This is a genomic window from Bacillus sp. FSL W7-1360 (assembly GCF_038592975.1).
Lineage (GTDB): Bacteria > Bacillota > Bacilli > Bacillales > Bacillaceae_D > Shouchella > Shouchella lonarensis.
The window spans coordinates 801,512-824,514 of the sequence record NZ_CP151950.1; the positions used below are offsets into that span (position 1 = coordinate 801,512).

A 23,003-nucleotide genomic window follows, 5' to 3' on the forward strand; every position below is an offset into this window, starting at 1 on the left:
GGTCGTTTAAAAATTGATCAGTGGTTAATCCTTATACATAGGAGGGGATGATGGTGGAAGAGCGGTCTGCATCATTACAAGTCCTCGTTAGTGAACTGATTGAACGAAAAGAAGGTTGGGAACGATTGAAACAAAAAAAACAGCGGACAGTGGTTGTCATGCTGTTATCAATCATTTGCTTAGTTTTTTTAATTAGCCGTACAGTGACCCTTCGCTCTTTGCCACATGAAGAATTGTTTGCTTCGCCACTCAGAATGATGTTGTGTGGTGTCATGATTGGGTCTATCCTACTCTTCACGTCGATCGGGAAAAAGCTTGATGAGCAAGAAGAGACTTTTGAGTTGTTGCGACAAGAGTTTATTGAGCGAGGTGAAGAATTATTTCCAGCCAACTACACAAATCAAGAGCGGGAGGCCCTTCTTGCTCGAATGAAGCAATCTTATGATATTAATTTATACCATTATCATTAGCAGCATGAAGCCCGCCCAATAAGTAGTAGATCACATGATGCTCGCGTCATGCGTCCTCTTCTGATGAGTCATCTCTTTTGTTTGCGCGATAACGTAAAAATTCAAGGTGCTCACGTAGTAGGTTTGCTTCATCTGTTGTGAGAGCTTCCTCATATAAAAAGGGTGGCGTAGGATGCTCGACACGACCAAGTAAATAATCAGTAGTGACACCAAATACGTTTGCCAAATCATTTAACGTGTCAGTGTCAGGTGTGCGGTTGCCTGTTTCATAGCCTGAAATCGATACTTTTGTTACATTGACGCGCGCGCCTAATTCCGCTTGCGTAAGTTGATGCTTTTTGCGCAATGCGCGTAAGCGACCTGGGATAATAGCCATATAGACAATCCTTTCCTTTGTTTAATAAATGTTGTTCAAAAGGACATTGAAAATGGTTCTAAGTGAAAAAATGTGTTGTGCACTCATTATAGTTTAACAAATAGCTAACGTAAATACTGTTAACTAAATAGATACAAAAGCATGTACAAACAAAATGATTGACGGTATACTGTTATTAACTGCAAGTTAATAACAGTTGAGGTGATTTGTGATGTGGTCAGAGTTGAAAAGAATACGTTTACAACATAAAATGACGTTAAAAGATGTTGCGCAAGCAATTGGCGTAAGCACGCCGTTTTATTGGCAAATAGAAAATAGAAAAAGAGGGTTATCATATGAAGTTGCCTATAAAATCTCGACAGTGTTTTCGCTTTATCCGGATGATATTTTTTTGCAGACAGTGAAACAGGAGAACCAACACAATCCGTGATTTGTTTTTAACAGTAGAGGGCGCATGCAGCGGTAAAACTGTTTTTTTAGGGAAGTAAGAAAGGCATCGGTCTAGAGACGGACGCTAAAACCCATCTTTGGATCGGTGCAGTGTCTCTTCGTTCTTGTTAAAGTAATAGAAGCCTATCATCATCATGCAAGGTGTATAAATGATAAAGTTTTTATAAAGAATAAAGAAAAGTATAGGCGCGAATAGGAAAAAGCTGTATAGTGATGAATAAGCCACTGCTTGTTTTTATGAAACATTGCTATTATATGCTGTTCATATTCTTACAAGAGAAAAGAGGCTAGACGATGAATATTGCTATTTTTACTGATACGTACTTCCCGCAAATTAGTGGTGTTGCTGCTTCAATCGCAACGCTAGAAAAAGAGTTAACAAATACTGGACATCAAGTGTATATTTTCACGTCAACCGATCGATCAGCAGATTTGGCTGAAGAAGAAGGGAAAGTATTTCGTTTCCCAAGCCTTGGGGCATGGTTTGTACCTGAAAGACGGTTGGCTTATGCAGGAATGAGGAAAGCTTCGCGCTTAATGGAGACGCTTGAGATTGACTTGGTTCACACGCATACAGAGTTTTCAATGGGACTGTTAGGGAAATATGTCGCGAATAAACATAATGTGCCTTTTGTCCACACGTACCATACGATGTATGAAGATTATTTGCACTACATTGCAAAGGGAAAACTATTGACGCCGAAATTTGTTGGAAAGCTAACAAAGTATTTTTGTAAAGGAGCCAGTCTTGTCATTGCGCCAACAGATAAAGTGAGAAGGAAGTTAATTAGTTATGGTGTAGAAGAACCAATTAAAACGATTCCGACAGGCATTTCTTTTAAGCAATTTAGACGCACAGAAACAAGTATTCAGCAAGTGTGCAAAATAAAGGAAACACTCCATATTAATACAGGGGACAAAGTGGTTGTGTCAATTGGTCGCATGGCTGAAGAAAAAAACATGCAAGCCATTATCCGTGCATTGCCAAACTGGCTGGCGTTTGACCCGACAATTAAGCTTGTCATGGTTGGAGACGGTCCTGTACGTGAATCTTTAGAGGCACTTGCGCATGCACAAGGTGTTCATCATGCAGTACGATTTGTTGGTGCAGTGAATTGGGACCAAGTGCAGTATTATTACCACATTGGAGATGTGTTTGTAAGTGCATCAACGACAGAGGCACAGGGCTTAACATATATTGAAGCAATTGCTTCCGGTTGTATTGTTGTGGCCAAAGAGGATCAAAGTGTCGCCAATTTGTTAATGGATGGACAAACAGGGTTCCTTTTCCGAACAGATGAAGATTTAGGTCCGTTATTGCGTGAAGTATTTGCACGACCTCAGCAGCTCAAGCAAGTACGTCAGGCAGCAAAGAAACACATTCAGCCGTTGTCGGCGGAAGCATTTGGTCAAACAATTGTATCAATGTATAGGGCCTGTATGAATGCACACCGGACAAGCACGAGGTTTTCATCTGGACCACTGTCTATTTTCTATCGAAAAGAGCGATCATCATGATAAAACTAACGATGCTATCTTCAGCAGAAAAAGTGAAAGGACAAGGGGTGGCTTCTGCGTATCGTGAGCTTCTGACTTTAATGGAGCAACAGGTAGGCATGTATGATTTGAAGGTCAACCAATTTGATTCGTGTGACATTACCCATTACCATACGATTGACTTTCGCTTTTATCTGTCGACATTTTTTCGCCGCCGGCGTGGCGTGAAAGTAGGATATGTTCACTTTTTGCCGGAAACGGTAGATGAGAGCTTAAAATTGCCAGCACCAATTCGGGCAATTTTTTATAAGTACGTGGTTGCTTTTTACCAACGGATGGATCATCTTGTTGTCGTAAATCCGACTTTTATTCCTAAGCTTGAGGCGTTGGGTATCGCGAAAGAGAAGGTGCATTACATCCCTAACTTTGTTTCTAAAAAAATGTTTAGGGAAGAGCCAGAAGAAGTCCGATGGGCATTACGAGAAAAGCATGAAATTAGTAAAGAAGCGTTTGTAGTAGTAGGTGCGGGACAAGTACAGCACCGTAAAGGTATTTTAGACTTTGTAGAGGTCGCAAAACAATTACCTCATATACAATTTATTTGGGTCGGTGGTTTTTCATTTGGGAAAATCACAGCGGGGTACGAACAATTAAAAGCGATTGTAGATCACCCGCCTGCGAATGTTCGTTTTACGGGAATTGTTGATCGAGAGACAATGGGGGCATACTATAATTTATCAGATATGTTGTTTTTGCCATCTTTTAACGAGTTGTTCCCAATGACCATCTTGGAAGCAATGAGTTGTGGCACACCCATCTTACTCAGAGACTTAGATTTGTATCAAGACATTTTGTTTGATTATTATTATCAAGCTTCCTCTGTTCCTACGTTTGTAGAGATGATTGAAAACATGCGTACGGATCGTGATTTTTACGAGCAAGCTTGTCAAGCAGCGCGCCGAGGTGCGTACCATTACTCAGAAGATCGCCTTGCGGAAGTGTGGAATGATTTTTATGCTCGTATGGCGTCAATAAAGAAGGTTCCCGTGTATGAACAATGATCGAAAGCTCTTTTTGCAGCTCAGCTTCTTTCTACTCATTGGGGGAGGCTGTGCCCTTTTTTTATTTAGAAATATTGATATGTCTTTATTAAAGACGGGCTTTTTTAAAGCAAATTTGTGGTGGTTATTACTAGCATTTTTGTTGTTTGTTTTGACGTGGGTGTTAGAAGCAATGGTGTTGGCGTTCATGGCAAAAGCCAACCGTGCGCAGCTTTCATTTTCAGACTACTTTCAAACAACTATGTTAGGGCTGTTATTTAATCAGATTACACCTCTTGCTTCAGGGGGTCAGCCAGCGCAACTATACTTATTGACGAAAAAAGGTGTTGAAGGCGGGCGAGCAAGTTCGATCTTAATGATTAAGTTTATTGTGTTCCAAGTCGTTCTTGTGCTTGCGTTCGGGTCCATTTTGTTTGCAGGTTATGATGTATTGGCAGGCGCTTTGCCCAAGATGAAAGGGCTTGTATTAATTGGTTTTGTCATTCATTTATGTATCATCGTATTTTTATTTATCGTAGCACTGAACCAGAGACTAGCGATGTTTTTAGTGCGCCTCATTTTACGACCCATTCGTTTATTGAATCGGGAAAAAGAAGCGAGGTGGCGTGACTCCCTTGCTATATCTGTCACTCAGTTTCATCAAGAGAGTCATCGGTTGCTAAAGGATAAATGGTTGTTATTTCGTTCGTCTGTTGTAACATTAATACAAATCCTCATTCTTTTTAGCATCCCGTACTTTATCTTTCAGGCATTCTCGGTGCAACAATTAACATTATTTGTAAGTAGCATTTATCATGCTTTCATTATGATTTTTTCAACAGTCGTTCCAACCCCAGGTGGAAGTGGGGCAGCAGAGTATACATTTAAGGAAATGTTTCATCCGTATATGGGTCCGGAAACGTTGTTGTTGTCGATGTTATTTTGGCGCTTATTTACGGCTTACACAGCAGTGATTGTTGGTTTGTTCTATTCAACGCGGATGACGAATAAGCCCAAGCTAAAACAAGGTGCACCTATTCGAGGTGAGAAGAAGTAAGTAAACGATAGTTACTGAGCGTGAATAAACGCTTTGAAAGCAGTAAGGTGTATGTTATAATGTGGGAGTGAAGTGGGTTCGTATGACGCCTGATTGATCTGGCTTCTTTTTTGTGATGAGTACAGGAGTCAGACAGTATAGGTGTGAGACTTCGTTGTCAAGGAGTGAAAGAAATGAGCGGTTCGCAGTTACTAGCCATTTTAGGAATTGGTTTGACAGCGGTTGCGTTGGCAGTTGTCATGGCAATTTTATTGTTAAAGACGTCTGAGCAATCGAAATAAGACATAATTGTCGGAGCAGATGGGTTTTTCAACCCATCTTTTTACGCGATTTGTCACAAAATATGGACCGTTTTGAGGAAGGTGCTATAATGTTAGATGAATTATTAAAAAAATTAGAATATTTATTCCCAGAGATGGTGGCGTTACGAAGAGTATTTCACGAAGAGCCCGAACTTGGTTACGAAGAAGTAGCTACTCCTGCGAAGATTGCGCAATATTTAATTGAAGTGGGTGTCGATGTACGTACAGGCGTGGGTGGACGTGGTGTTGTTGGGGTGATTCGTGGTGCACGACCGGGAAAAACAGTGGCATTACGGGCAGATTTTGATGCGCTACCAATTCAAGAAGAGACAGGATTGCCGTTCGCTTCAAAAGTGTCAGGGAAAATGCATGCTTGTGGTCATGACGGACATACAGCAACGTTACTTGTATTAGCGAAAGTATTCACGACAATGAAGGATCACTTGTGTGGTTCGGTTGTACTTATTCATCAATTTGCGGAGGAGCTTGCCCCTGGAGGCGCAATTGCAATGATTGAAGATGGCTGTCTAGAGGGGGTAGATGCGATTTTTGGTACACATTTGTGGAGTCCTTTACCAGTCGGGAAAATTGGTTATTGCTACGGACCCTTTATGGCAGCTGCAGATCGTTTTGACATTCAAATTCAAGGAAAAGGGGGGCACGGGGCAGCGCCACATGAAACGGTTGATGCCGTTGTCGTCGCCTCATCGGTGGTCCTTCAGTTACAACAAATTATGAGTCGCAACGTTGACCCGCAAGATGCTGCAGTATTATCTATTGCCTCTTTTCAGGCGGGAGGCGCTTTTAACGTTATTAGTGACACAGCGACGCTTTCAGGAACGGTTCGTACGTTTTGTTCGAATGTACAGACACATATTGTACAGCGGATGGAACAAATCATCAAAGGGGTATGTGAGGCAGCTGGAGCGACTTATACGTTCTCATATGAACGGGGTCATCAGGCGGTTGTGAATGACGATCGTGAGACGAAGCGTTTCGTCGAAGTCGCGCAAACAATTAGTGACCCTGAAAATGTAGCGGAAATCAAACCTGTCATGGGTGGAGAAGATTTCGCGTATTACTTGCAGCGTGTACCCGGAACGTTCTTTTTTACAGGGGCTGGAAACGAGGAAAAGGGGATCGTTTACCCACACCATCACCCGAAGTTTGATTTTGATGAAGACGCCATGCTCATTGCAGCAAAACATTTGGGGGCAGTGGCATTGGCGTTTTTACATGATGAGTGGTGACAATACGAGACATATGATTGCTGTCTACATGTTGATTCTTTGCATCTCAAACTTTAGATTTTTAAAGTTGAGATGCTTTATTTTATTAGTCATGTTGAAATAGTAAAACGCACCCCCACTTCTTTTTCTGTAATAAAAGACGTAAAATGACAGAAATCAGCATAATCCGGTTTAAACAGATGTTTTTTGATTGACTGGGACACAAAAATCTATGGGACTTTTGGACCATTTTTTTTAATAAATTTAAATGAAGCACGTATAATTTATTTCGTCTATCTACATAAATCAAGGTGAGAAAAGAATGACACCCTAATATTTGTCATACATATAGGTCGTTTTTGTAGAGAAATAGAGGAAAGAATATTCTCATATATTGACGAACTGCAATTGACAAATTCCAGCAACATTTCTTAATCTTTACCTATATACTAGGGAAACCAGCTTTTAGCTGGATGTCATGGATGATTTCTTTTGAAGGGGGGAAGGTGGTTCGGGAATCATTTGTGTCGTAAATCAAGGAGGGGAAGCTTTTGAAACGTATGTATTGGCGAAAGAAGTCATTTGGTATTGCTGCCACGTTGCTGATGGTCGCGTCACTTGTGACACCGAGCGTTTCCCAGGCAACAACGAAAGGAAACGTGCACGAATCACTTCGAGATACTGTGCAACTTGCGGAGGAGAAACTGAACGATCGGTTACTAAAGCAGTTCAAAGATGATGACACTGTGACGTTTCTTGTGAAGTTTCGTGACAAGGCGGATGCAATGGAGGTGGCAAGTGAAGCACAAGCATCAGCACAAAAACAAGATCTTTCCCCACAAAAAGCAACCTTTGTGCAACGTTCTGCTGTTATTGCAGAATTAAAAGAAACGGCAACTGTTTCTCAGCAAGACGTTCGAGCGTTTGTTGAGGCTGAGAAAGAAAAAGGAACGGTGAAAGATTTCCGTTCTTATCATATTGTCAATGGGATGGCGGTGACTGCGCCGAAGACTATTGCTGAAAAAATCGCTACATTCTCGGAAGTGGAAAAGATTCTTCCGAATGAAGAACGCCAGTTACACGAGACCGTTGTAGAAGATGTAGATGTGCCGGAATCGACAATTGAAAATGTGGAGTGGAACATTGAACGTGTTGGTGCGCCGGATGTATGGGATATGGGTATTGATGGGGCAGGCGTTGTTGTTGCCAGCATTGATACAGGTGTACAATGGGATCATCCTGCGTTAAAAGAGAAATATCGTGGATATGATACGGCATCTGGAGAAGTTAACCATGATTTTAACTTTTTTGACTCAACCTCTGCTGGTCGAGAAGAGGCTTACGATGACCAAGGTCACGGGACACATGTAACAGGCACAATGGTTGGTAGTGAACCAAATGGAGCCAACCAAGTTGGCGTTGCACCGGGTGCTAAATGGATCGCGGTCAAAGCATTTGGACCAACTGGTGGTGCAACAGACCAAGACTTGCTGAACGCGGCAGAATGGATTTTAGCGCCAACCGATTCAGAAGGCAATGCACGTGCCGACTTAGCACCGGATATCGTCAACAATTCTTGGGGTGGCGGTTCTGGTTTAGATGAATGGTATCGTGATGTTGTGATCAACTGGCGTGCGGCCGAAATTTTCCCTGAATTTTCAGCTGGAAATGGTAGCCCTAGCCCAGGTTCCATCTCTGTACCAGCCAATTACCCAGAATCATTTGCGACTGGTGCAACAGATGTGAATGACGCAATTGCAAACTTTTCACTACGAGGTCCATCTCCATATGGAGAATTGAAGCCAAACATTTCGGCACCTGGGGTCAATATTCGTTCAGCTGTACCGGGTAGTCGTTATGAAGGCGGCTGGAACGGGACTTCAATGTCTGGTCCAGCGGTATCTGGTGTTGCTGCATTGGTGAAGCAAGCAAATGCGAGTCTCACTGTCGATGATTTGGAAGAAGTGCTGACGAGCACAGCGACACCGTTGACAGATAATCAATATCCAGAAGCACCGAACCATGCGTATGGCCATGGGCTTGTCAATGCATATGAAGCAGTGACAGCAGTAGCGGACGGTATTGGTATTGTGCAAGGACATGTGTTGGAAGAAGGCGAGGATGTTGAGCCACCGACGTATGAGCACGAGTCCCCTGCCGAAACATATGCAGGTATGGACTTGGATTTGGAGATCTCTGTAGCGGATAACATTGCGATCACTTCCGTTGTACTCGTTTATACAGACGAAGAGGGCAATGAACAAACGGAGAGCGCAGAACGTGTATCAGGAAATTATCAATCAGGAAATTATCGGGCAACTGTGCCGGGTGAGGCAGTGACTGGAGAGTCCTTTACGTATCATTGGGTTGTGACTGACTACGGTAACAATGAAGTCGTGTCAGAAGACTTCACGGTTGCAGTATCTCCGGGAATCACCATCGGATATACGCAAGATTTTGAGACAAATCCAACTGGTTGGACGTCATTTGGCGAGCAAAATAGTTGGGCATGGGGTGAACCTACCTCTGGACCAGGTGCTGCTGCTTCAGGAGACAATGTGTATGCAACCAATTTAGGCGGCAATTATGACAACAACATGAATGCAACGCTTGTGATGCCTCCGATTGATTTGCCTGAAGGAAATGCATACTTACAGTTCAAACGGTGGTATGACTTGGAAAATAATTACGATTACGGGCATGTGTTTATTTCGACGGATCGAGAGTCTTGGACACAACTTGCACGTATGAATGGTACGACAAGTGGTTGGGAATCAGCGGAAGTTGATTTGTCAGATTATAGCGGTCAACGTGTGTACATTGGCTTTAATTTGACGTCAGACTTTAGCATTGTTCGTTCAGGGCTGTATATTGATGATGTGGCGCTCGTCGATACATCTCGTGGCCCGTCAACCAGCCTTCGTGGAGAAGATAAAAACAAAAGAGCTGATGTGGCTCGTCATCATTTAGGGATCACAAAAGCAACTGTTGATCCAGATAAGATTGTTCCAGCTTTAGACAAAGAAAAAGATGCGCCAGTAGACAAAGGTGCGCATCCATTTGCTCTACCAGTTGGTGCACAAGTGAGTGTCGTTGAGACGGGACGCTCAACGAATACAAACCCTGCAAATGGTTCTTACTCGCTTTCCCACGCAGCAGGTGATTATACGCTGAAAGCAGAGGCGTATGGATATGAGCCAGCTGAGCAACCAGTAGAGATCGTTGATGGTGAGACAACAGAAGTCAACTTTATGTTGCAAAAGATGGGGCAATATGCCATCAACGGGCAAGTGGTTGATGCAGAGACAGGCGATGCCATTGAGGGTGCAACAGTATCTGTGGTGGAAGATGCCAATATTGCGCCTCGGGAGACAGGAGAAGACGGAACGTTTAACCTCACTGCGGATGAAGGTGTGTATACACTGAGCGTTGTTGCGCCAGGGTATGAGCGTCAAACAGTTGAAGTCGACTTGACTGAAAATGTTGACCTTACCATTGAGCTTTCGCCAACCGAGACAATTCCAGCTGATGAAATCGGTTATGACGATGGCACACCAGAAAATGCCCGCGCATTTTATGAAAGCGGCAATGGCTGGGCTGTGAAAATGTCTCTTGCAGAAGGAAAATCGTCTGCGCTTGTCACAGATGGACTTTTCCGCTTCTGGGATACAGAATGGCCAGTGCCAGGTGGCACAGATTTTGCTGTTGAAGTTTGGGATGCGAATGGTACAAATGGTTTGCCGGGAGAGAAGTTGGCTGGACCATTTGAAGCAGAAGCACTACGTGATGGTTCATGGACAACGGTTGACCTCTCTGAACATGAGATCGAAGTGTCGGGTGACTTCTATATGGTGTATATCCAAACAGCAGCGCATCCGAACGCGCCAGGGCTTGCGACAGACGAGAATGGTCCATTGTCTGAGCGAAGCTATCAGTATATTGATGAAGAGTGGTCACAAACGCCTGAATATGAAGGCAACTATATGATTCGCGCCCGCGTTTCTTATGAAGATGCTGGTCCACTAGAGGCACCTGTGTTGACGTCTCCAGCAGAGGACGTCTTAACGAATGATCCAGCATTGACAGTCAAAGGAACGACGGATCCGGAAACAACGATCAAGCTTGAGAATAATGGTGAAGCTGTTGACACAGTTGAAGCAGATGAAGAGGGATTATTTGAGATTCCAATGACGTTGTCAGAAGGTGCAAATGAGCTCAAAGCCATTGCAATCGTGAACGGCAATGCTGCGGCGACATCTGATGTGATCACAGTGACACTTGACACAGAAGCACCAGACTTGACAATTGATAGCCCGCAAGATGGAGAAAAGTCAAATCGGGAAACGGTCGTTGTTGAGGGAACGGTCTCAGACGCTAACCTTGACTATGTCGAGGTGAATGGGCAGCGTGCGAATGTCACGGACGGCAACTATTCAAAACGCATTTTGGTTGAAAACGGTCAAAATGACATTACCGTTGTTGCCCGTGATCTAGCAGGAAATGAAGCGACAAAGCATGTGACCATTGATGTGCAGTATGACGCCCCAGTGATTGAGAACTTAACGCCAACAGAAGATAAAGTGCTCAATGCAGGTGAAACGGTGAAAATTGAATTCGATAGTGAACCAGGCTTGAGCGCAAGCTTTATCATTCACTTGCCGTTAACAAACATCACGTCTACAAATGCGACAGCACTGCCAATGGCAGAAACAGCACCAGGGAAGTATGTGGGCTACTACACGGCAACGAGCAATGTTGTTGCGGATGGTGCAGTGATTGAAGTGAAGGCTGCAGATTCATACGGAAATGAGTCACGCCAAGAAGCCACTGGAAAGCTATTCATTAATGTAGAGTAGCTTGAGGTAGCAAGAAGATAGTATGAGAAATATTGCACGGAGGAGCTTTACGGCTCTTCCGTGCATTTTTTGTTCACAAGAATTGACGTGCGAATGTTCAATGTCTTTTCTCCTTATCTATCAGGCAACAGCCTGTTTTGCGCACGTTTTGAGCCGATGTAGATATACTTAGAATAAGGGCAAGATAGATGCTAGTTTTCTTGGAAAATAAGTAGATGAAAGGAGCACCAATGATGTCTCAACCAAATATGCCGAACTTCACACCGACTATTAGTGTAGATCGCGATGACGTTGTTAACTTGTTATTGGCCTCTATTGCAATGGAGGAGATGGGCTTAGCACATATTATTAACGCGGAAGGAGAAAAGATTCAGTACGCTTTAGGGACATTGAATGGTCTCACCGGTCCACCGGCAACATTACAAGATATATTAGCTGTAAATGAAAGTACCACAAATATGCTTGATACGATTTTTAAAAAAGAAATTATTCTTGATTCAAAAATGAAGGCTGCCGCGTCGATTCCAACGCTGAGAGGGCCGACTGGACCAACAGGAGCAACTGGCGAAGATGGAAATATTGTTGCAGTGAATGGGGTTGTGGGCGTCGGAGGAAATGTGACGCTTACGGCTGGTGATATTGTAGGTGGGGTTGTTAATATTAATGGTGTGACAGCGGCTCCAGATGGAAGTGTTACATTGACAGCAGAAGATGTCGGTTCGTTCCCTAGTGAGATGTCTGTTCCATCAAACAGTAATTTAGATACGTTTCAAACGTCAGGTGTATTTACTTCAGACGGTAACCAAGGACCCCCTACTTATTTTGCTTTCCCGCAATTAGGGATCATTATTTCCGAAAATTGGACATTATATGTATCTGTTATTACACCAGGTAATCCAGACTTTATTGTTTTCCAAGTAGCAGTCACCAATCCAGCGATTTATGTGCGTCGTTCTAATCCAGGTGCAGCTACATGGCAGCCGTGGGTCGAATTCGGTGTCCAAGGGCCAACTGGTCCAACAGGAGCAACCGGAGCGACAGGGGTAACCGGAGTAACAGGTGCGACAGGAGCAACCGGAGTAACAGGTGGGACCGGAACAACAGGAGCAACCGGAGTAACAGGAGCGACAGGAGCAACAGGAGCAACAGGAGCAACAGGAGCAACGGGAGCAACAGGAGCAACGGGAGCAACAGGAGCAACAGGAGCAACGGGAGCAACAGGAGCAACGGGAGCAACAGGAGCAACGGGGGCACCAGGAGTAACGGGGGCACCAGGCTCGCCTGGTGCAACAGGTCCAACTGGAGTTGCTGTATTTAATGAAATAGGCTATTTCTTTCGGAGTACACCAGGAAATGTTACGTTAGATCCCGGTGAGCTCATTCCATTTAATAGCACCGCACCTTTTACATCTCCGACAATGACATTAAGCAATAATGAAATTACGATTGCAAATCCTGGACTTTATTTAGTAATGCCTAAAGTGATGGCGGGAGCTGGAGGTACGCAGCCAAATTCTAACATATATGGGATCAGTATTAATGGTGCATCCCCTGCACTGCAACACCGCACAAATGTAGGTAACGGTGTCGATAATCCATCTGCTATAAACTTGGCTGCTACAAATAATCAAATTATAGAAATCACTACACCTAATTCGACTTTAAGTTTGATGGCGATGGGACTGTTCCTAAATACAAATGTTATTACTACTGGGACAAACTCACTAAGTATTATGAGAATAGGATAATTGTCCTAATACAATTTTAAAAAGAGCTCGTGCAAAGGTGTGGGGATGTTGATGAAGATATTTTAGTGGGGAGCACACATTTGTGTCTCTCCTTGCTTTTGTTTTGTGATATTCCTACATAAAAGAGCGCAAAAAAATTGATGAACAACAGCTGTTCACCAATTTTTTGTATGGAGATTTTTTTGGAGCAACAGCCCCCCTTTTTTTGTGCGATTATAAATACGCAGCGCCAACGATGATGAGTAGAATGAACAACACAATAATAAAAGCGAATCCCCCTTGGTTTCCACAACTCATGATTCAATCCCTCCTTGTATCATGTAGTCGAAGCATAAGCAAGTCATTTGCCTTGCTCATTTATAGCGTATGCAACATGAGTAAAAGCGGACTAGGCATTTTACCTAGTTTTACATCAGAGGTTGCTGGACGGATCGTCATCAGTTAAATGGATAGGCATCGGTATGAAGGATGAGAAGATTCAACATACGACTTTTTTAGGTATATTTATATAGATAGGGAAAAACGGCGCGGAAAAAGAAGTTTTTTAGCAGGGATAACAGCTAACGTCGTCGAATAGTGGGAGACAGATATATTCGAATTAGGAGAGTGAACGTAGCTGTGCGACATTCGACAAAACTAGGGATTGAAGTACTAAATGAGTCAACAGCCCAGTCTTGGATTACAAAAGAAACCGAACATTATTTGCGCCGTAAAGGATTATGGAATTATGGTGCTGCATGGACTAAAAAAACAATGCGCGAGCTGGCGCAGGCACAAGAAAAAAGAGGGCGCATCCCGCTCCTATCATTTGAACAAGTGTTTTTTGCTGTAAAATGTTTTGCTGCTGAACAACTTATTCCATTGATGAATGAATACGCGCTTACCGTACAATATACAGCTCATATTAAAGATGCGTTAGAATACGCAGTTCAATATCGCCAAGAACATTTGCTTGCACAGTTGCTCGAACTGCATGAAGATCGTGCTGGCTTGGGCGAATGGATGCTTGTATACCGACTGCTGCTAGCAAGTATGGTGCAAGATTGTTTGAGTGATGAATACGCGCTTGAGCAAACAAAGGACATGCACGGACGTGTGACAGAGACGATTTTAAAGGCTCGACTAGCGGTGCATGAAGTTTATTCTTATATAGGGCTAGGACACTATTCTAAAGCAGCCCTTTTGAAGGAGCAGTTGCCGAAACAGCTTGAAACAGTGGAGGATAGCTTTGTGAAAAGGATCGTCACCGTTATGGCTAATTTTTATATTGCCTATGACTTTGTTTATAACGAAGGGGATATCATTCAGGCAGAAAGGTATTTGTACGAATTGGTTATTCCGTATGTCGCAGTAGAGGTGATGTTTCCACCTTGTTATCATTTACTTGCAATAGCCGCATTGGTGCGCCAAGACTATATGAGTGTAAAGTATGCGGAACGAGCCATTTCTTATGCAGAAGAGACCAGTTTAGAAGGTTATCGTCAACAGTTAATATCGGAGTTCTTGCCATTTGTGCGGAACATGCAGAGAGAAAAGTTTGATTTAAATGGTGTTGTTCCAGAGGAGAGAGTGCATCAACATGTTGTTCGAGGAGAGCGAGAAAAGGCACTTCTTCTCGTAAATGAGTTGGAGAGTAATGGTTATACCAGTGAATTCTTAGTATTTTATCAAGCGAAAGCGATGCAAAGTATAGAACACTTATGTGAAGTGCTTTTAGATCTTTCGAGAAAAGGATGGGCTCATTTACTACCTATTGTAAAACAAGAATTGCTCTATGTGCATAGAATAAAAGATGATGAGCTAAAACGTGTCCAACAACAATTCCGTTCTTTTAAATGGCAAGCGATGCTTTCTCCAAGAGAGCTAGAGGTGTTGGAGAAGATTCATGAAGGGAGCACGCAGTCTGCAATTGCTAAAGCGTTATATATGTCGCCAAGTACTGTGAAAAAACATGTTAATAGTATTTTAAAGAAAACGGGCTTGAAACGTAGTAAAGAAGCAGCTGCTGTGGCGAAAAAATTATCACTTTTTTGAATGTGAACGTGCTACAGTAAAACGGTTCTATAAAAAGATTGACCTTGTCGGAATTTATTTTATTGTGCTATGCTTTGAATGAAAGTTATTTACATGTGGTTATGTGACAAAGTATTTTAGCTAAAAAATGTTTGACATTTTAATTTATTCTCCTGTGTATTGTAAACAAGCATGGTCGTTGACGAAGCATACAAGAAGCGAAGACATATCCCTCTTCAGACTACAAAGTTTGACAAAAATCTCACCTCTTTCGAAGAAAATGTCGTACGAAAAAACGCATTTTCAGCAGGAATGATTGTTGATCCTGTCGAAGGTTAAGCAATGAGGGGAGGGATGTTCATTTTAGAAAGGATGGATGAGCGAATGATGCTAACTTCAGCACAGCAATTTATTGAAGAGTTTACTGAGTCGACAATTAAACACAAGATCACAAAAGACACAGAAAGATATTTGCAGCGTATCGGGTTGTGGGATCATAAGGAGAAGTGGACAAAAGAAACGATGCGCAACCTTGCACTCACTGGGGAAGAAGGGTATCACGTCCCTTTGCTAGCATTTGAGCAAGTATTGTTTGTCGTGAAGCGGTTTTCCTCCGAGCGACTTATTCCTTTAATGAATGAATATTCGCTTGCGGTGGAAAACATCGATCATATTAAAGATGCGCTTGAATATGCCGTTCAATATCGCCAAGAAGACTTACTTGTGCAGCTCCTGGACAGGCATCAAGATCATCCTAATTTGACTGAATGGGTCCCTGTGTATCAGTTATTGTTGGTGAGTGTTGTTCGCGATTGTACGAGTAGTGAAGAGATCATTGATCAAGCACGGGATTTAGTGGGGCGCGTTACTGAAACGATTTTGAAGGTACGTCTAGAGGTACATGAAGTCCGTTCATACGTGGAGCTAGGTTATCGATCTAAAACAGCTTATTTGAAGGAGAAGCTCCCGAAGCAGTTAGAAAGCGCGGAGACTAGCTTTGTGAAAAGTGTCTTGGTGACCATCACTAATTTTTATATCGCCTACGACTTGGTTTATAATGAGGGCAAATTAATTGAAGCGGAGAAGTATTTACAGGAATCGGTGATTAGTCATGTAGTAGCGGAAACGATGTGTGTGCCTTGTTATCACTTGCTTTCCATAGCGACATTGGCACGAAAAGATTATACAAGTGTAGGATATATGCAGCGTGCGCTCTTTTATGCGGAAAGAACAGGGTTAGAAGATTATCGGAAGAAATTGGAAAGCGAGTATTTACCGTTCGTCCGCAATATGCATGGTGATAAATTTGACTTAGATGGTGTCATTCTTGAAGAGCAAGTACACCAATACGTTGTTCGTCTCCAATACAAAAAGGCACTGGAGCTTGTGACTAAACTAGAAGCGGATGGGAATGGTAGTTCATTTTTAACTTTTTATAAAGGAATGGCGCTGCAAGACGTCGGTGTCTTGGCAGAAGTGATGCACGCATTTGCTAAAGAGGGTCGTTTGTACTTACTTCCGCTCGTAGAAATGGAATTGAAGAAAAATAGCTGATCTTAAAAGGGGGGAATTGAGATATGAAGTGTCGGTTGTGTATTATAGCTATGTTTACTTGCGTTACGGCAGTGGTGATCAGTTCTCAAACTTTTGATGTTGCTGAGGATTTAGGTGTTGTCAGTTTATCTAAAGATATTCAACTAGCGGGTGACGGTCATCCAATTCTTTCTCGCGCATCTCATTCACCTAGTGTAAAGTAACATATGAATATACTATCTCATTGTCAATTCGACAGTGGGATTTTGTTCTTATTGAATTTAAAAGGACATCCTTCCCGAAAAATGGAAAGGATGTCTGTTTTGGTTAGTCAATTTTAATAATCGTCATTTGTGCAGCGTACTGAGGGGTGCCGTCTGAAAATATGACATTTGAATCGTTAGAAGTTTGCCTTAACCGGATTTCTTGTCCAGCGGCAACTGTGACTGTCATGGCCATATACGTTAAACGAGCGTTAGTTACTCCAGCTCCAACGTTGTTTATAGCATTTCGAGAACCTGATATCACTGTACCGGCTGTTTGATTAAATAGTTCAAAGGCAAGGTTCCCATTACCTGGTGTATGAGCCGCATTTGTTGTGAAAAAGATTAAATACGTACCAGCAGTATTTAAAGTAACTCCTTGGCTTGGTGGTGTGAAAGAGATGTCTGTTCCAAGGTTATTGGTATCCATGACATTGAACGTAACGGTACCGTTATGAGCAACAGTTTGTGAAGCGTCTGTTGCACCAACTGTGATAAAACTCGTAACGACTGATCCTCCGGTAGGTCCGGTAGGTCCAGTAGGCCCAGTAGGTCCAGTAGGTCCAGTAGGTCCAGTAGGTCCAGTAGGTCCAGTAGGTCCAGTAGGTCCAGTAGGTCCAGTAGCCCCAGTAGCCCCAGTAGCCCCAGTAGGTCCAGTAGCCCCAGTAGGTCCAGTAGGTCCAGTAGCCCCAGTAGGTCCAGTAGGTCCAGTAGGTCCAGTAGGTCCAGTAGGTCCAGTAGGTCCAGTAGGCCCGGTAGGCCCAGTAAGTCCAGTAGGTCCGGTAGGTCCAGTAGGCCCGGTAGGTCCGGTAGGTCCAGTAGGCCCGGTAGGTCCGGTAGGCCCAGTAGGTCCAGTAGGTCCGGTAGGCCCAGTAGGTCCAGTAGGTCCGGTAGGTCCAGTAGGTCCAGTAGGTCCAGTAGGTCCAGTAGGTCCAGTAGGTCCAGTAGGTCCGGTAGGCCCAGTAGGTCCGGTAGGCCCAGTAGGTCCAGTAGGTCCAGTAGGTCCAGTAGGTCCAGTAGGTCCAGTAGGTCCAGTAGGTCCAGTAGGTCCAGTAGGTCCAGTAGGTCCAGTAGGTCCAGTAGGTCCAGTAGGTCCGGTAGGTCCAGTAGGTCCGGTAGGTCCAGTAGGTCCAGTAGGTCCAGTAGGTCCAGTAGGTCCAGTAGGTCCAGTAGATCCAGTAGGTCCAGTAGGTCCAGTAGATCCGGTAGGTCCGGTAGGTCCAGTAGGTCCAGTAGGTCCGGTAGGTCCGGTAGGTCCTTGAGGATCAATTTCTTTCCATGGTTGCCACGTGCCACCGCCAGGATTAGAACGGCGAACGTAAATCGTTGGGTTGGTGATAATCAATTGAAACACGATTACACCCACCGTTCCTGGTGAAATGACGGACACATAGAGGGTCCAATTTGCTGAAATGTTGATGCCTGGTTGTGGCGGCGAAAACGAAGGTGTGCCTTGGATGCCGGTTGAACTATACACGCCTGGCGTTGTGAGATTGTCTAAATTTGAGCTAGACGGTGCAGGGGTATACGTAAATAGGCCCGCGTTTTCTACGTTTAAGGTAACATTCCCTGTTACATCAGGTGTCACACCATTAATGCTTTGGACCACATCTGGTGGTGCAGTAGGTCCAGTAGGTCCAGTAGGCCCAGTAGGTCCGCGCATGGATGGTATAGCTGCAACTGTCTTCATTTTTGAGTCAAGGATAATTTCTTTTTTGAATACCGAATCTAAAATGTCAATGATACTGTTGTTGACGGAGAGAATGTCTTGTAATGTTGCAGTAGGTCCGGTAACACCAAGTGTGCCAAGGGCGTATTGTAATTTTTCCCCTTCTGCATTGATGATGTGTGCTAACCCCATTTCTTCCATTGCGATGGAAGAAAGTAGTAAACTGACTACATCATCGCGATTTAACGTAATGTCTGGTGTGAAATTGGGCATGTTTGCTTGCGACATGTTGATTCCTCCTTTGCTTTCCGCATGAAGCGGGTATTTAAGCTAACTTGACAATCGTTATTTTCGAAGGTAACTTTTCGTTAAAAGGAGCTGCTAAGGTAACATTTGCACCTCTATTTACAAGCGTTAATGTTGCTGCACTTGTTACTTGAACCAGAGAACTTGTGGCAAGCTGATGTTGGTCTGCTGAATCAGTAATGGCACCACTACCAGCGACGTCATTTCCAGGTGGATCGAGATGTAGCGCAAAGTCAAAATCTGCGTTCGTACTGTGTAGATTCCAACTAACAAAATAAGTGCCTGGTGTTAAATCAACAGTGGAGTTTCCTCCTCCTCCTGGCCATGTAATGTCTCCTCCACCATTGTTAGGACCAAGAAGCCCGCTGAATACTACCGCAGCTCCGTTGTTCACAGCTAAGTTACTTCCAGTGGTGTTAGCGACAGTTAAATTTATAGATGTGTTAAGAATTGTGCTATCCGGTCCGGTCGGTCCAGTAGGTCCGGTAGGTCCGGTAGGTCCAGTCGATCCAGTCGGTCCAGTAGGTCCGGTCGGTCCAGTAGCGGTTCCAGTAGATCCAGTAGGCCCGGTAGGTCCAGTAGGTCCAGTAGGCCCAGTAGGCCCAGTAGCGGTTCCAGTAGGTCCGGTCGATCCAGTAGGTCCAGTAGATCCAGTAGGTCCGATCGGCCCGGTAGCGGTTCCAGTAGGTCCAGTAGATCCAGTAGGTCCGGTCGATCCAGTAGATCCAGTAGGTCCGGTAGGTCCGGTCAGACCACGCGATCCAGTAGACCCGGTAGGTCCAGTAGGTCCGATCGGTCCAGTAGCGGTTCCGGTAGGTCCAGTAGGTCCGATCGGTCCAGTAGCGGTTCCGGTAGGTCCAGTAGGTCCGATCGGTCCGGTCAGACCAGTAGGTCCAGTAGACCCAGTGGTTCCGGTAGGTCCGATAGATCCAGTCGAACCAGTCGATCCAGTGGTTCCGATCGGTCCGGTCGAACCAGTCGAACCAGTCGATCCGGTAAGTCCGGTAGGTCCAGTGGTTCCAGTAGATCCAGTAGGTCCGGTAGATCCAGTGGTCCCAGTCGAACCAGTCGAACCAGTGATTCCGGTAGATCCAGTGGTTCCAGTAGATCCAGTAGGTCCGGTAGATCCAGTGGCCCCAGTCGATCCAGTCGATCCAGCAGGTCCAGTCGGTCCAGTAGGTCCGATAGATCCAGTAGGTCCTTGTGCGCCAAGTTCTCTCCATGGTTGCCAAGTGGCGCCACCAGCATCAGAGCGGCGAATATAAATAGTAGGATTTGTGATAAGGATTTGGAAGATAATCACACCGCCAGCTCCTGGTGAGATTGTAGACACATAGAGGGTCCAGTTTTCTGAAATGTTGATATTGGGTTGTGGTGGAGAGAACGAAGGATCTCCTTGTGTGCCATCTGAACTATAGACGCCTGGTGTTGTGAAATTATCTAAATCTAAATTAGAGGCAGTAACGCCATAGGTGAGAATCCCGCCATTCTCTGCATCTAAGGTGACATTTCCATCAACATCGGGAGTGACACCATTAATGTTCAGCACTGTTCCCATTAGTCCCTGGGGTCCTTGTGATCCAGTCGCTCCTCTCTCAGTCGGAATGGTTGCGGCTGTTTTGATTTTTGAGTCAAGGATAATCTCTTTTTTAAAAATGGTGTCAAGCATGTCGGAGGCACTTGCATTGATGTCGAGAAGGTCTGACAAGGTGGCTGTTGGTCCAGCCACACCATCCAATGTGCCCAATGCAAATTGGATCTTTTCTCCTTCTGCATTAATGATGTGTGCCAAACCCATTTCTTCCATTGCGACCGAAGCGAGTATTAAATTTACAACATCTGCACGGTCGAGTACAATCGACGGTGTGAAATTAGGCATATTTGCTTGCGACATAGATGTTCCTCCTTTTCTGTTCCACGTTGGTGGAATTATTTTCGTTTACATTAAACTAACTTAAAGATTGTTACTTGCGCAGCATAACGCGCGCCACTTGTTTCTATATTTGCTTGGTCTGTTGATCTATTGACAAGTGTGAGGACATCGTTGGTCGTGATGTCGATTAATATATTAGAGGTGAGAAAGCCAATAACACTGACATTATTTGTGATGACGACACTACCAGGCCAATAATCACCGAGTGAGTTTAATTGGAAACCAAATTGAAGGTCTCCTGGTGTGGTGTCTGGAGTCCCGTTTACGGTCCAACTGACTAGGTATGTCCCCGGCAATAGATTGATGTTGCTGCCCCCTGTCCAAACAATATACGGACTGCCTTCGTCGACAACTGCAGTGTTGAACAAAACAGCATTACCACTACCAATTGGGACTGATGCTCCTGTTTGACCGACAGTTAGGTTAAAAGTTGTAAAGATGGGTCCGGTGGGTCCAGTAGGTCCAGTAGGTCCAGTAGGCCCAGTAGGTCCAGTAGATCCAGTAGGTCCAGTAGGTCCAGTAGGTCCGGTAGAACCAGTAGGTCCAGTAGGTCCAGTAGGTCCAGTAGGTCCAGTAGGTCCAGATGGTCCAGTAGGTCCAGTAGGTCCAGACGGTCCAGACGGTCCAGTAGGTCCAGTAGGTCCAGTAGGTCCAGTAGGTCCAGACGGTCCAGTAGGTCCAGTAGGTCCAGACGGTCCAGTAGGTCCAGACGGTCCAGTAGGTCCAGACGGTCCAGTAGGTCCAGACGGTCCAGTAGATCCAGTAGGTCCAGACGGTCCAGTAGGTCCAGACGGTCCAGTAGGTCCAGACGGTCCAGTAGGTCCAGACGGTCCAGATGGTCCAGTAGGTCCAGACGGTCCAGTAGGTCCAGACGGTCCAGACGGTCCAGACGGTCCAGTAGGTCCAGACGGTCCAGTAGGTCCAGACGGTCCAGACGGTCCAGTAGGTCCAGACGGTCCAGACGGTCCAGTAGGTCCAGACGGTCCAGTAGGTCCAGACGGTCCAGACGGTCCAGTAGGTCCAGACGGTCCAGACGGTCCAGTAGGTCCAGACGGTCCAGTAGGTCCAGTAGGTCCAGTAGAACCAGTAGGTCCAGTAGGTCCAGACGGTCCAGTAGGTCCAGACGGTCCAGCAGGTCCGATAGGTCCTACCCCGGTAGGTCCAGTAGGTCCTTGCGCACCAATTTCATTCCATGGTTGCCAAGCGGCTGCACCAGGGTCAGAACGTCTTACATAAATCGTTGGGTTTGTGATGATTAGTTGGAAAACAATGATGCCTCCTATTCCTGGGGAAATGAGCGAGACATAAAGGGTCCAGTTTTCCGAGATGTTAACATTTGGTTGTGGCGGTGAGAAAGAAGGTGGTCCTAGTGTGCCGTTTGAGCTGTAAGCACCTGGGATTGTAAAATCATCAAGATCTAGATTGGAAGTTGTTGGTTCATATGTGAATAGTCCAGCGTTTAATGCATTTAGTGTCACGTTCCCACCCGCATCAGCTGTGACGCCATTGACAGTAACGACGCCGCTTGGTGGTCCAGTAATTCCAGTAGGTCCAACGGGTCCAGTAACGTTCTCCGGAAATGTGATTGCATTTTTCATCTTTGAGTCTAGTATGATTTCTTTTTTGAAAATTGTGTCCATCATATCGATTGCACTTTCATTTATAGCTAAAATCTCTTGCAATGATGCCGGTGGTCCAGTCAAACCATTTAAGGTTCCCAAAGCGTATTGAATTTTTTCTCCTTCTGCATTAATAATGTGAGCCAAGCCCATTTCTTCCATCGCGACGGAAGATAAAAGTAAATTAATGACATCATCCCTTGTAATATCGATATTGGGAGTAAAATTTGGCATGTTTGGTTGTGACATGTGCATTCCTCCTTTTCGTTTTTTAGGACAGAAATAAGAATATTAAGTATAAAAACTTTATTTTGTCCTCGACAATATTATATGTATCCATCAAACTGAGCGTGCGAAAATGGGGCTTTTACCCTACATTATTCATAGAAACATTTTCAAAATGGAAATACCAAAAGATACCCCACCAACTCCAATAGGCTAAAACAATAATCCTATCAGTCGGCTAAACACGAAATAAACCAAACGAATGTGAACGCATTGGTCATAATTTTCACGGGAAATACATTGCAATGGATTGGGGCTTTTTTATTATTAGCACTCTCTAACGATTAACGGGAATAATAAGCAGGAAACAGTGATAAAGCTTGCTCATTACAACGATGAACTAGTCAATACCTTAAA

15 protein-coding genes are annotated in these 23,003 nt (G+C 44.4%); 10 read left to right on the forward strand and 5 right to left on the reverse strand.

The genetic code is table 11. From position 1 onward, the window contains the following. Positions 1 to 53: 53 nt before the first annotated feature. Entirely contained in the window at positions 54 to 470 is a 417-nt protein-coding gene (locus NSQ26_RS03990; protein ID WP_499719253.1) for a DUF2663 family protein, read from the forward strand. A gap of 46 nt (positions 471 to 516) precedes the next feature. On the opposite strand, the gene NSQ26_RS03995 is transcribed toward NSQ26_RS03990, so the two are convergent. After that, complete coding sequence (locus NSQ26_RS03995; RefSeq protein WP_090776114.1) at positions 517 to 846, reverse strand: helix-turn-helix domain-containing protein; 330 nt, start codon at positions 844 to 846, stop codon at positions 517 to 519. Positions 847 to 1,057: 211 nt separating this feature from the next. Here NSQ26_RS03995 and NSQ26_RS04000 point away from each other — a divergent pair, with 211 nt between their 5' ends. The 7 genes from NSQ26_RS04000 (at position 1,058) to NSQ26_RS04030 (ending at position 13,025) form a co-directional block, all read left to right on the forward strand. After that, a complete protein-coding gene (locus NSQ26_RS04000) occupies positions 1,058 to 1,276 on the forward strand; it encodes a helix-turn-helix transcriptional regulator (RefSeq protein WP_090776115.1) in 219 nt (72 codons plus the stop codon). A 314-nt stretch (positions 1,277 to 1,590) separates the two neighbouring features. Continuing rightward, on the forward strand, positions 1,591 to 2,814 hold the full coding sequence (locus NSQ26_RS04005) for a glycosyltransferase family 4 protein (protein ID WP_499719255.1): 1,224 nt from the start codon (positions 1,591 to 1,593) through the stop codon (positions 2,812 to 2,814). Then, complete coding sequence (locus tag NSQ26_RS04010; RefSeq protein WP_499719257.1) at positions 2,811 to 3,854, forward strand: glycosyltransferase family 4 protein; 1,044 nt, start codon at positions 2,811 to 2,813, stop codon at positions 3,852 to 3,854. The genes NSQ26_RS04005 and NSQ26_RS04010 overlap by 4 nt, the downstream gene beginning before the upstream one ends. Beyond that, positions 3,844 to 4,890 carry a lysylphosphatidylglycerol synthase transmembrane domain-containing protein gene (locus NSQ26_RS04015; protein ID WP_499719258.1) on the forward strand — a complete coding sequence of 349 codons (1,047 nt, stop codon included), beginning with the start codon at positions 3,844 to 3,846 and terminating at the stop codon, positions 4,888 to 4,890. Before NSQ26_RS04010 ends, NSQ26_RS04015 begins: the two co-directional genes overlap by 11 nt. Positions 4,891 to 5,260: 370 nt before the next feature. Then, positions 5,261 to 6,442 (forward strand): amidohydrolase, encoded by a 1,182-nt coding sequence (locus NSQ26_RS04020; RefSeq protein ID WP_499719259.1) that lies wholly within the window; start codon positions 5,261 to 5,263, stop codon positions 6,440 to 6,442. A 539-nt stretch (positions 6,443 to 6,981) separates the two neighbouring features. Further along, positions 6,982 to 11,277 carry a S8 family serine peptidase gene (locus NSQ26_RS04025; RefSeq protein WP_499719978.1) on the forward strand — a complete coding sequence of 1,432 codons (4,296 nt, stop codon included), beginning with the start codon at positions 6,982 to 6,984 and terminating at the stop codon, positions 11,275 to 11,277. 233 nt (positions 11,278 to 11,510) lie between these two features. Then, a complete protein-coding gene (locus NSQ26_RS04030; RefSeq protein ID WP_499719261.1) occupies positions 11,511 to 13,025 on the forward strand; it encodes a pyocin knob domain-containing protein in 1,515 nt (504 codons plus the stop codon). 213 nt (positions 13,026 to 13,238) lie between these two features. On the opposite strand, the gene NSQ26_RS04035 is transcribed toward NSQ26_RS04030, so the two are convergent. Then, positions 13,239 to 13,322, reverse strand: coding sequence for a YjcZ family sporulation protein (locus tag NSQ26_RS04035; RefSeq protein WP_090776121.1), 84 nt, complete (start codon positions 13,320 to 13,322; stop codon positions 13,239 to 13,241). 309 nt (positions 13,323 to 13,631) lie between these two features. Between NSQ26_RS04035 and NSQ26_RS04040 the strand changes: the two genes are divergently transcribed. Together NSQ26_RS04040 and NSQ26_RS04045 are read left to right on the forward strand one after the other, a co-directional pair. Further along, positions 13,632 to 15,059 carry an AimR family lysis-lysogeny pheromone receptor gene (locus NSQ26_RS04040; protein WP_499719262.1) on the forward strand — a complete coding sequence of 476 codons (1,428 nt, stop codon included), beginning with the start codon at positions 13,632 to 13,634 and terminating at the stop codon, positions 15,057 to 15,059. A gap of 333 nt (positions 15,060 to 15,392) precedes the next feature. Then, a complete protein-coding gene (locus NSQ26_RS04045; RefSeq protein WP_499719264.1) occupies positions 15,393 to 16,592 on the forward strand; it encodes an AimR family lysis-lysogeny pheromone receptor in 1,200 nt (399 codons plus the stop codon). Positions 16,593 to 16,898: 306 nt separating this feature from the next. On the opposite strand, the gene NSQ26_RS04050 is transcribed toward NSQ26_RS04045, so the two are convergent. From NSQ26_RS04050 to NSQ26_RS04060, 3 genes are read right to left on the reverse strand one after another with little or no spacing between them, the layout of a single operon-like run. Further along, on the reverse strand, positions 16,899 to 18,791 hold the full coding sequence (locus tag NSQ26_RS04050; protein ID WP_499719266.1) for a pyocin knob domain-containing protein: 1,893 nt from the start codon (positions 18,789 to 18,791) through the stop codon (positions 16,899 to 16,901). A 37-nt stretch (positions 18,792 to 18,828) separates the two neighbouring features. Next, the gene (locus NSQ26_RS04055; RefSeq protein ID WP_499719268.1) at positions 18,829 to 20,703 is read right to left on the reverse strand and encodes a pyocin knob domain-containing protein; all 1,875 of its coding nucleotides are present in this window, start codon (positions 20,701 to 20,703) and stop codon (positions 18,829 to 18,831) included. A gap of 50 nt (positions 20,704 to 20,753) precedes the next feature. Then, a complete protein-coding gene (locus NSQ26_RS04060) occupies positions 20,754 to 22,610 on the reverse strand; it encodes an alpha-helical endospore appendage domain-containing protein (RefSeq protein ID WP_499719270.1) in 1,857 nt (618 codons plus the stop codon). Between the last annotated feature and the right edge of the window lie 393 nt (positions 22,611 to 23,003).

Coding starts and splice junctions, on each gene's coding strand:
- NSQ26_RS04000 (WP_090776115.1), top strand. CDS start 1,058: ATGTGGTCAGAGTTGAAAAGAATACGTTTACAACATAAAATGACGTTA.
- NSQ26_RS04035 (WP_090776121.1), bottom strand. CDS start 13,322: ATGAGTTGTGGAAACCAAGGGGGATTCGCTTTTATTATTGTGTTGTTC.
- NSQ26_RS04045 (WP_499719264.1), top strand. CDS start 15,393: ATGTTCATTTTAGAAAGGATGGATGAGCGAATGATGCTAACTTCAGCA.
- NSQ26_RS04010 (WP_499719257.1), top strand. CDS start 2,811: ATGATAAAACTAACGATGCTATCTTCAGCAGAAAAAGTGAAAGGACAA.
- NSQ26_RS03995 (WP_090776114.1), bottom strand. CDS start 846: ATGGCTATTATCCCAGGTCGCTTACGCGCATTGCGCAAAAAGCATCAA.
- NSQ26_RS04055 (WP_499719268.1), bottom strand. CDS start 20,703: ATGTCGCAAGCAAATATGCCTAATTTCACACCGTCGATTGTACTCGAC.
- NSQ26_RS04020 (WP_499719259.1), top strand. CDS start 5,261: ATGTTAGATGAATTATTAAAAAAATTAGAATATTTATTCCCAGAGATG.
- NSQ26_RS04015 (WP_499719258.1), top strand. CDS start 3,844: ATGAACAATGATCGAAAGCTCTTTTTGCAGCTCAGCTTCTTTCTACTC.
- NSQ26_RS04025 (WP_499719978.1), top strand. CDS start 6,982: ATGTATTGGCGAAAGAAGTCATTTGGTATTGCTGCCACGTTGCTGATG.
- NSQ26_RS04060 (WP_499719270.1), bottom strand. CDS start 22,610: ATGTCACAACCAAACATGCCAAATTTTACTCCCAATATCGATATTACA.
- NSQ26_RS04050 (WP_499719266.1), bottom strand. CDS start 18,791: ATGTCGCAAGCAAACATGCCCAATTTCACACCAGACATTACGTTAAAT.
- NSQ26_RS04005 (WP_499719255.1), top strand. CDS start 1,591: ATGAATATTGCTATTTTTACTGATACGTACTTCCCGCAAATTAGTGGT.
- NSQ26_RS04030 (WP_499719261.1), top strand. CDS start 11,511: ATGTCTCAACCAAATATGCCGAACTTCACACCGACTATTAGTGTAGAT.